Here is a 6,346-nt window from a genome sequence, read left to right as displayed (position 1 = left end):
AGTCCTGGGCTCAAAACCGTCGCGTCGAACTGCGTAAGTAATTCGTCATGCGAACGTGCCGTCGTGCTGTAACTGTTCTGGCTCTCAGTCTCGCACCGCTTGCGGTGTGGGCTGCGGTTCCTGTGGTCGATAACAATTCCGGAAACACTAGCGGGACCAGTTATCCGCCTGCGGGTTACGGTACGAACGGCGCCTATGCCGGGGGAGGGGTTTCGGCCCCTGTCTCGGCACAGGGCGAGCTGTTCAACCAACTGCAATCCATGCAGGAGCAGATCTCACGCCAACAAGGTGTGATCGAAGTTCTGCAAAATGATGTAGCGCGCATGAAGCAGGAAAGCCTGGAGCGATACCAGGATCTTGATCGGCGCATAGGAACCGGCGTTGCACCAGCCGCCACTCCTGATAATTCTTCCACCGGTGGCACGTTGAATGCCCCCGGCGCAGCAGCCGCTGCAGGCGCAGGTGCAGGAGCGGTCGCCGCTCAAGCCCCGGCCGCCAGCAGTGAACCGGGTGATCCGGCGAAGGAAAAACTGTATTACGACGCAGCCTTCGACCTGATCAAAGCCAAGGACTTCGACAAGGCCAGCCAGGCTTTCGCCGCTTTCCTGCGCAAATACCCGAACAGCCAATACGCGGGCAATGCCCAGTACTGGTTGGGCGAAGTCAACTTGGCCAAAGGCGATCTGCAAGGTGCAGGTCAGGCGTTTGCCAAGGTTTCGCAGCTGTACCCCAAGCACGCCAAAGTGCCTGATTCGCTGTACAAGCTGGCTGATGTAGAGCGCCGCCTCGGTCATACAGACAAGGTCAAAGGCATTCTGCAGCAGGTCGTGGCCCAATATCCGGGTACTTCCGCCGCTCAGCTGGCTCAACGCGATTTGCAACGCATGTAAGCCTGCTTGACCCGATATAGAAGAAACCCGCGCTTGTCGCGGGTTTTTTCGTTAGAATTCACGCCCTTTTTCTGAAACACGCTTTTTGGGATTCGCGCGTTGGCGGGGTTCCTTGAAGAGCCTGACGGAGGCGGACAGCCTGTTTAGCTGTTACGCCCGTGGCGACTATGCAAGACACATTGAGAATCACCGAAGTTTTCTACTCGTTACAGGGTGAAACGCGGACTGCCGGGCTGCCCACTGTTTTTGTGCGCCTGACCGGTTGCCCATTGCGTTGCCAATACTGTGACAGCGCTTACGCGTTCACTGGCGGTACCATCCGCCCCCTCGACGATATCCTCGAGCAAGTGGCCGGTTTTCGTCCGCGTTACGTGTGTGTCACCGGCGGCGAGCCGTTGGCGCAACCGAATGCCATCCCGTTACTCAAGCAGTTGTGCGACGCCGGTTACGAAGTGTCACTGGAAACCAGTGGTGCTCTGGACATCTCGGCGGTAGATTCCCGGGTCAGTCGCGTCGTCGACCTGAAAACCCCAGGATCGAAAGAAGCGCATCGCAACCGCTACGAGAACATCGAACTGCTGACGCCCAACGACCAGGTGAAGTTTGTCATCTGCTCGCGGGAAGACTACGACTGGGCTGTGTCCAAGCTGATCCAGTACGGTCTTGATCGACGTGCCGGCGAAGTCCTGTTCTCGCCAAGTCACCATGACCTGAATGCACGGGACCTGGCTGATTGGGTGGTGGCGGACAATCTGCCAGTGCGTCTGCAATTGCAGATGCATAAATATCTTTGGAATGACGAGCCGGGGCGCTGATATGACCGAACAACTGAACACTACCGAAAAACGTGCGGTGATCCTGCTGTCCGGCGGCCTGGACTCGGCAACCGTCGTGGCCATGGCCCGTGCCGAAGGCTACGCCTGCTACACCATGAGCTTCGACTACGGTCAGCGTTCCCATGCCGAATTGCACGCCGCCGCACGCGTCGCTCGCGACCTGGGTGTGGTCGAGCACAAGGTGATCGGCCTGAACCTGAACGGTATGGGCGGCTCCGCACTGACCGACACCAGCATCGATATTCCGGAAGAGGCGGGTGAAGGTATTCCGGTGACTTACGTGCCGGCGCGCAACACGGTGTTTCTGTCCCTGGCACTGGGTTGGGCTGAAGTGCTCGGCGCCCGCGACATCTTTATCGGTGTGAACGCGGTGGACTACTCCGGTTACCCGGACTGCCGTCCCGAGTTCATCGAGTCCTTCGAGCGCATGGCCAATCTGGCGACCAAGGCTGGTGTGGAAGGCAACGGTTTCCGTATCCAGGCTCCGCTGCAAAACCTGAGCAAGGCGCAGATCGTCGAGGCGGGTGTGAAGCTGGGCGTTGATTACGGGCTGACCGTTTCCTGCTATCAGGCCGACGATAAAGGCTACGCGTGCGGCAAGTGCGACAGCTGCCGCCTGCGTGCAGAAGGCTTCGCAGCCGCCGGAATCAGTGACCCAACACCTTATTTTTGATTTATTTCAAATTAGGTGTTGAATAGTCCTTAAAAATCAGTATTATACGCGCCACCACACAGCGGGTCGTTAGCTCAGTTGGTAGAGCAGTTGGCTTTTAACCAATTGGTCGTAGGTTCGAATCCCACACGACCCACCATTTTTGTAGCAGTTTTAAAAGTCTGGAAGGCCCACGCAAGTGAGGATTTCCGGATTTTTTTTTGCCCGCGATTTGTGTTCGGCTCAACGCGGGGCTGCACCGCGTGACGCAGGTCAGAATCATCTTTTGCATCCACGGGATATTCTGTAGCCTTGCCCGGCTCCAACGTAGTGCCTGATGAATACTAACGCTCCCGGCGGTACCCTCAAGGGGTCCGGAGCCGGGTGTATACTCGACTTTCGCGCGAAAGCGCCCGCAGGTCTTGCGATCATGACGCAAATTTCTGAACGTCTTCTGGTTCAAGCTCACCTCGATGCCAAGCAGCCCAAGCCGCTGACCACCGAGGAAGAGGCTTATTACCGCGCTGCCATTGCCGCCGAGCTCAAGGCTCAGGACGCGGTGCTGGTTGCTCACTTCTATTGCGATCCGGTGATTCAGGCCCTGGCCGAAGAAACCGGCGGCTGCGTCTCCGACTCGCTGGAAATGGCCCGCTTCGGCAATGCCCATCCGGCCAAGACCGTGGTGGTCGCTGGCGTGAAGTTCATGGGCGAGACCGCGAAGATTCTCAACCCGGAAAAACGCGTGCTGATGCCGACCCTGGAAGCGACCTGCTCCCTGGACCTGGGTTGCCCGGTGGACGAGTTCTCGGCGTTCTGCGATCAGCACCCGGAGCGCACGGTGGTGGTGTACGCCAACACCTCGGCAGCGGTCAAAGCCCGGGCCGACTGGGTAGTGACTTCAAGCTGCGCGCTGGAGATTGTCGAAAGCCTGATGGATAACGGCGAGACGATCATCTGGGGCCCGGACAAGCACTTGGGCACTTACATCCAGCGCAAAACCGGCGCGGACATGCTGCTGTGGGACGGTGCCTGCATTGTTCACGAAGAGTTCAAGTCCAAGCAGCTCGAAGACATGAAAGCGCTGTACCCGGACGCGGCCATTCTTGTGCACCCGGAGTCGCCGACTTCGGTGATCGAACTGGCGGATGCCGTCGGTTCCACCAGTCAGTTGATCGCCGCCGCGCAAAGCTTGCCGAACAAGACGCTGATCGTCGCCACTGATCGCGGCATCTTCTACAAGATGCAGCAGCTGTGCCCGGACAAGGTCTTCATCGAGGCCCCAACGGCCGGTAACGGTGCCGCGTGCCGCAGTTGCGCACACTGCCCATGGATGGCGATGAATACCCTTGAGCGGACGCTGAAGAGCTTGAAGGAAGGGACGAACGAGATCTTTGTTGATCCGGCGTTGATTCCGCAGGCGATTCGGCCGTTGAAGCGGATGCTGGACTTCACCCAGGCGGCGCGGATGAAGTTGGCGGGTAACGCCTGAGTTCTGCCAGATAAGTCACAAAACCTGTGGGAGCGAGCCTGCTCGCGAAGACCGTGTATCAGTCGACATTGATGTTGTCTGACACACCGCTTTCGCGAGCAGGCTCGCTCCCGCAGTGATTTTTGCTCTACGCAATTACTTGGTTTTCTTTGGAATACGAACGAGCTGCGTATTCGAATACATGTCATGCCAGCTGCGCTTCTGCTTATCAAACAGCGGCCAGAGAAACCCAAGGCCCACGCACAACCACGACCCGATCGACACCACAAAGCGCAACAACGCCTGCCACAGGCTGATGGACGACCCATCGGCGTTCTGTACGCGGATACCCCACACCTGCATACCCAGGGTTTGACCGGACCAAGTCCAGAACTTGGCGAAGAAACCGAACAGCACAAACAACAGCACTGTCGACAGCAAGGGATCGCCGTCCAGGGCGCCGGCTTCGGTGAGGGTGCGCATCTTGTCTTCGCCGACGATCGCCATCTGGATCATCTTGTAAATGCCGCTGGTAACGATCAGCAGGGCGGTACACAACAGGAAGTCATAGAACATCGCTGCCAGGCGACGACCCAAGTGGGCGGCGGGGAAGTCGCCCTGGGGTTTGAGCAGGTGTTTCGACATGGCAGCCTCTGGCGGAAAAAGAAGCCATTTTACGGATTTACGCGCACAAAAAAGCCCCTGATGTCAGCATCAGGGGCTTTTTCGTTACAGAAGGTTAGGCTTCTGCTTGTACTTCGTCAGCCTGCATGCCTTTCTGGCCTTGCACAGCGACGAAAGTCACTTTCTGGCCTTCTTTCAGGCTCTTGAAGCCGTTGCCCTGGATGGCGCGGAAATGCACGAACAGATCCGGACCGCTTTCAGGAGTGATAAAACCAAAACCTTTCTCGTCGTTAAACCACTTGACGGTACCGCTCTGACGTTGGGACATTTCTTATTCCTTTGACGCAAAAAATTAATGACAGTCTCCTTCTCATGAAAGAGTACTGGGGCTGGTTGCAGGAGAGTAAGAAGACGTCGAACGGGATGTAGCTAACTTGTAGGCTACTGCCCAGGTCACGATTCCAAGCGACCCATGCAAACACAGTGAACAAACTCTACGCCAACTAGCCAATAAAAAACAAGCCCCTGTGAGGGGCCCGGTTTTGCTCAGGTTGGTGGCTGTTAGTCGGTCACTAGTGCGGGCTTATTCGATGGCGGTGTTCAAATGTTTTCGATCGTTATAAGCCAAGTTCATTATCGAACGATTGCACTGTTTTATGGCGGTTGCGTTACAGATTAGTGCACTGTTAACGCAACCGCGTTACTTATAGAAACAGTCAATCAACCGCGATAGTAGCGTTGTGGAACAAATGGCATTTTGCTTACAAGCAAAGGCACCTTTTTCCCACGAACAATCGCCCAAACGGGTGTGTCGAGAGCGATGTAAGCACTGTCGACATAACCCATGGCCAGAGGACCGCCCAAGGTCGGACCGAAGCCACCGCTGCACACGCTGCCGATGATCTCGCCGGCTTCGTTAACGATCTCTGCGCCTTCACGCACCGGCGTGCGTTCTTGTGGCAGCAGGCCAACGCGTTTGCGGCTGACCCCGCCTTGTTGTTGTGCAAACACGCTTTCCGAGCCGGGGAAGCCGCCAGCCCGCGCGCCATCGGCACGGCGTGGCTTGGAGATGGCCCACAGCAGGCTCGCCTCAATCGGGGTGGTCTCGGTGTTCATGTCGTGGCCGTAGAGGCACAGGCCGGCTTCCAGGCGCAGGGAGTCACGGGCGCCGAGGCCGATGGCGGCTACTTCAGGTTCTGCCAGCAGGGCGCGAGCGAGGGCTTCGGCATTGGCGGCCGGGACCGAGATTTCGAAACCGTCTTCGCCGGTGTAGCCCGAACGGCTGACAAAGCAATCAACGCCCAACAGCTTCACGCGGGCGAATTGCATGAAGGTCATCTTCGATACTTCAGGCGCCAGGCGTGCGAGCACGGTCACGGCCGCCGGGCCTTGCAGCGCCAGCAACGCGCGTTCTTCGAACAGCGGCTCGATCGTGCACTGCTCGCCGATGTGCTTGCGCAAGTGCGCCAGGTCCTGATCCTTGCAGGCGGCGTTGACCACCAGGAACAGTTCGTCGTTACCGAGGTTGGCGACCATCAGGTCGTCGAGGATGCCGCCGGTCTCGTTGGTGAACATCGCGTAACGCTGCATGCCCACCGGCAAGTCGATGATGTCCACCGGCACCAGGGTTTCCAGGGCCTTGGCGGCATTCGCGCCGGTCAGGCGGATCTGGCCCATGTGCGAGACATCGAACAGCCCGGCCTGATCACGGGTGTGCTGGTGTTCTTTCATCACGCCCAACGGGTATTGCACCGGCATGTCATAGCCGGCGAACGGCACCATGCGTGCGCCGAGTTCGATGTGCAGCGCGTGCAGCGGGGTTTTCAGCAATTGTTCGGTGGACATATTCAGCTCCTGAAAATAATGCGGATGCGTG

The 6,346-nt window shown here is 57.9% G+C and carries 7 protein-coding genes and 1 tRNA gene; 5 read left to right on the top strand and 3 right to left on the bottom strand.

Features of this window, described 5'->3' with window-relative positions:
• The first annotated feature begins 47 nt into the window (after window positions 1–47).
• The 5 genes from ybgF to nadA all read left to right on the top strand — a co-directional run bounded on the left by ybgF (window position 48) and on the right by nadA (window position 3,867).
• Window positions 48–890 carry a tol-pal system protein YbgF gene (ybgF, locus tag ACIOYV_RS22115; protein WP_163912564.1) on the top strand — a complete coding sequence of 281 codons (843 nt, stop codon included), beginning with the start codon at window positions 48–50 and terminating at the stop codon, window positions 888–890.
• Window positions 891–1,057: 167 nt separating this feature from the next.
• Entirely contained in the window at window positions 1,058–1,705 is a 648-nt protein-coding gene (gene queE, locus ACIOYV_RS22110; protein ID WP_401327019.1) for a 7-carboxy-7-deazaguanine synthase QueE, read from the top strand.
• 1 nt (window position 1,706) lies between these two features.
• Window positions 1,707–2,399, top strand: a complete 693-nt coding sequence (gene queC / locus ACIOYV_RS22105; protein ID WP_054044981.1) for a 7-cyano-7-deazaguanine synthase QueC — start codon at window positions 1,707–1,709, stop codon at window positions 2,397–2,399.
• Window positions 2,400–2,462: 63 nt separating this feature from the next.
• Window positions 2,463–2,538: transfer RNA gene (locus tag ACIOYV_RS22100), tRNA-Lys, on the top strand.
• A 270-nt stretch (window positions 2,539–2,808) separates the two neighbouring features.
• Window positions 2,809–3,867: a quinolinate synthase NadA gene (gene nadA / locus ACIOYV_RS22095; RefSeq protein WP_401327016.1), complete on the top strand. Its 1,059-nt coding sequence runs from the start codon at window positions 2,809–2,811 to the stop codon at window positions 3,865–3,867.
• A gap of 135 nt (window positions 3,868–4,002) precedes the next feature.
• On the opposite strand, the gene ACIOYV_RS22090 is transcribed toward nadA, so the two are convergent.
• From ACIOYV_RS22090 to gcvT, 3 genes are all read right to left on the bottom strand, one after another.
• Window positions 4,003–4,491 carry an RDD family protein gene (locus ACIOYV_RS22090; protein WP_401327013.1) on the bottom strand — a complete coding sequence of 163 codons (489 nt, stop codon included), beginning with the start codon at window positions 4,489–4,491 and terminating at the stop codon, window positions 4,003–4,005.
• 94 nt (window positions 4,492–4,585) lie between these two features.
• Window positions 4,586–4,798: a cold-shock protein gene (locus tag ACIOYV_RS22085; RefSeq protein ID WP_003175786.1), complete on the bottom strand. Its 213-nt coding sequence runs from the start codon at window positions 4,796–4,798 to the stop codon at window positions 4,586–4,588.
• 392 nt (window positions 4,799–5,190) lie between these two features.
• A complete protein-coding gene (gene gcvT, locus ACIOYV_RS22080; protein ID WP_163912566.1) occupies window positions 5,191–6,315 on the bottom strand; it encodes a glycine cleavage system aminomethyltransferase GcvT in 1,125 nt (374 codons plus the stop codon).
• Window positions 6,316–6,346: the final 31 nt, after the last annotated feature.

Source organism: Pseudomonas sp. NPDC087342, assembly GCF_044744265.1.
GTDB classification, from domain to species: domain Bacteria; phylum Pseudomonadota; class Gammaproteobacteria; order Pseudomonadales; family Pseudomonadaceae; genus Aquipseudomonas; species Aquipseudomonas nunensis.
The sequence above is the reverse complement of the archived record's forward strand: the minus strand, read 5'-3'. Positions and strand labels throughout refer to the sequence as shown.